5 protein-coding genes and 1 pseudogene are annotated in these 2,558 nt (G+C 32.6%); 2 read left to right on the top strand and 4 right to left on the bottom strand.

Annotated elements, in window-relative coordinates:
* Both F0000_RS28485 and F0000_RS28480 read right to left on the bottom strand, forming a co-directional pair.
* Window positions 1-248, bottom strand: a pseudogene (locus F0000_RS28485) (hypothetical protein); the annotation flags it as partial.
* A gap of 98 nt (window positions 249-346) precedes the next feature.
* A complete protein-coding gene (locus F0000_RS28480) occupies window positions 347-532 on the bottom strand; it encodes a hypothetical protein (protein WP_255452915.1) in 186 nt (61 codons plus the stop codon).
* A 134-nt stretch (window positions 533-666) separates the two neighbouring features.
* Between F0000_RS28480 and F0000_RS27010 the strand changes: the two genes are divergently transcribed.
* A complete protein-coding gene (locus tag F0000_RS27010) occupies window positions 667-1,032 on the top strand; it encodes a helix-turn-helix domain-containing protein (RefSeq protein WP_149627807.1) in 366 nt (121 codons plus the stop codon).
* A 49-nt stretch (window positions 1,033-1,081) separates the two neighbouring features.
* Window positions 1,082-1,216, top strand: a complete 135-nt coding sequence (locus F0000_RS28475) for a hypothetical protein (protein ID WP_255452914.1) — start codon at window positions 1,082-1,084, stop codon at window positions 1,214-1,216.
* 13 nt (window positions 1,217-1,229) lie between these two features.
* Here F0000_RS28475 and F0000_RS27005 read toward each other — a convergent pair whose 3' ends face one another.
* Both F0000_RS27005 and F0000_RS27000 read right to left on the bottom strand, forming a co-directional pair.
* The gene (locus F0000_RS27005; RefSeq protein ID WP_223148953.1) at window positions 1,230-1,598 is read right to left on the bottom strand and encodes a T6SS amidase immunity protein Tai4 family protein; all 369 of its coding nucleotides are present in this window, start codon (window positions 1,596-1,598) and stop codon (window positions 1,230-1,232) included.
* 2 nt (window positions 1,599-1,600) lie between these two features.
* Entirely contained in the window at window positions 1,601-2,506 is a 906-nt protein-coding gene (locus tag F0000_RS27000; RefSeq protein WP_188112313.1) for a T6SS effector amidase Tae4 family protein, read from the bottom strand.
* Window positions 2,507-2,558 lie beyond the last annotated feature (52 nt).

Raw genomic sequence — 2,558 nt, 5'->3', positions numbered from 1 at the left:
TTTCCTGTTCCGCTACTTCCCAAGCCTATAACGTGTAATGGTTGTTCCCGTTTTCTGCTCGTAAAAATGACATACATTAATAATCTGTTGGTTTCTTCTCCGATTACGCCACTTTTACCGATGAGTTCGTTAGTTTTTACTAATAAATCCTTTTGTTTTAAAAAGGTTTCAGCTTCTTCTATTTCTACCAGATTGAGTTTCTTAAACTTTGGTTTTAGGGTTTCTTCTTTGGCTTTGATTTCTTGCAAACGATATTTTTCTAGTTCTTCTGTGAGTTCTAATAAACTAGCGGCTATAATTGATGTGCCTATTTCTAAACGTTCTGCACATTTACGGATAAATTTCTCTAATTGTGTACGTTGTATAAATCTAGGTTATGTCGTACTGGTGGTCTACTACTTTCTTGTAACTGTACTTTTAAGGTACTTCGCATCCTGTCTAGACCTTCTAATTTGATACCACCCAAAACTGTTAATTGTAGTAAATCATTCTCATAAACTAATTGGTCTGTGCTGTCAGTTTGAAGTTTCATAAAATTATTTATTGCGATTTTAGATATAACAAAATTAATATATTATTTCTATATTAGCAATAAAATTATTTCTTAAAAAGCAATAAATTGTATTTTATATCTATTATAGCTATTTTTGTGTTGTAATACTATTTATGAGTTTAGCAGATAACATAAAGAGAATAAGAGAAGACAAAGGTTTACGCCAGAAAGAAGTGGCTAATGCCATTGATATGGGTTATACCAGTTACAACAAAGTTGAGAATGGCTCTCGCGAGATTTCTGTTGTTGAGATACAACGATTAGCTAGTTTCTATAATATTACTGTAGACCAGATTATCAATCTTGATGACAAACTGCCTAAAGAAGTAGTTATTGAAGATAAAGAAGCAAAGGAACAATTACGCCTGATTTCTGAACTTGATACTGATGATAGAACTATTATCTTTAAGATAATCGATAAAATGCTTACCTCTAAAAAGTTTAAGACCTTTTTTAAAGAGAATATCGAAGCATTGTAAAAAACTACCTTAAAAATGTTAAAATTTACTGTTTTATAAATGTACACTATTGGTCACATTTATAACCTTTAAGGTAGCACTTCTACAAAAAATAAATCCTGCCTACAAAGACAGGATTTTATATATGCTTGATGTAATGCTTAAAGATGCACAGAATAATACGTTACAGGATAAACTGGCTTAATCAAATACTTTTTCTATTTCTCTAAGCTTTTTATAAACTCGTTTAATTCTTCGCTTTCATATAAATCAATGCATTTGATCATTGTTAAATTAGCACCGGTTTTACTATTATATTTATCTTCTGACCTTATTAAATAGTCGTTTATAAAATCAACTGCTTTTTCATAATATTCAATATCGTAGCTACCCTTTTGGACATACATCGCAGCACTCCCTTCTGCTCTTAGAAGAGAATCTTTAACAGGGATACCTTTGTATAAGCATTGAAATAATACATATTTTTTAAAATCTTTTATTTCTTGATAATTATTAGAAGTACTCTGTTTTTGTGCTTTACATCCAATAAAAAAAGAAAGAGTTAATAGTAATAATATATTCTTCATTTTTAATTTGTTATCCATAGTTTACCAACTCCGTTACCTAAATAATAACTTGCTGGATAATTACCTCCAAGCCTATCACTACCATTCCATAATGTTCCGTGACCACTTGCATCAGACCATAAACCACCAGTGTCAAAAATTATCACACCCTTATATCCTGAAAAGTTACTTATATCAGAACTGATAACATTAGGTGGCCCATATGTAGCAGTTAAATGCTTTTCCAATTGAGTTACCCTAAATATATACCAAGCTGTTTTACCTGCATTTGAGGATGTTTGACCTTGAATGTAAGGAATATTAGCTCCTGACAAATTAAGAGAATGACTTACTCTACAGGCACAAGTATTATTAAATATACCTCCATCTATATTTTGTTCGACTCTCCCACCTACAGTATTTCCGAATTGTTCATTTGAAACACCCCAAGGAGTACCATCTGGTAACCTACCATATTTCGGATAATTACTTTCTAAATCTGAAAAAGAAGGCAGCGAAGCACCTAAATTGGGTGTCGCACCTCTTGCATTTATAAAATTAGAGTACCCAGAAGGGTTAAGATTACCATTTCTAAAAGCATCTTGAAATCCTAATACTTGCCCCCAATCTTTATTGTCTACTCTTACTGTTTGGTCAATACCATCTTCAACGTGTACTTTTTCTCCTGTTTGTGTATTTTCAAAATCAGTAGGAGGACTATACCCACCGTCGGGATCAACTCTACTTACCCAGTTATTACCCATTGACATATAAGGACTATGGAACTGCCCAGCTGGATCCGTAGTGAGCCATCTATTTATTCTTGGATCATATAATCTTAATTCAAATGCAGGTTTTCCAGTTTCTGGGTCTTTTTCTTGTCCTTGATAGGCGTATCTATAATCCCCTTGCAAATTCCTGTTAGGCATTGGCATGCCAAAGGAAAACTAATCAAATGCATTTTTTTGAACGGTTTGCCTT

Origin of the sequence: Aquimarina sp. RZ0, assembly GCF_008370685.1 — a bacterium.
Lineage (GTDB): Bacteria > Bacteroidota > Bacteroidia > Flavobacteriales > Flavobacteriaceae > Aquimarina.
This window is presented reverse-complemented; position numbering and strand designations above follow the sequence as displayed.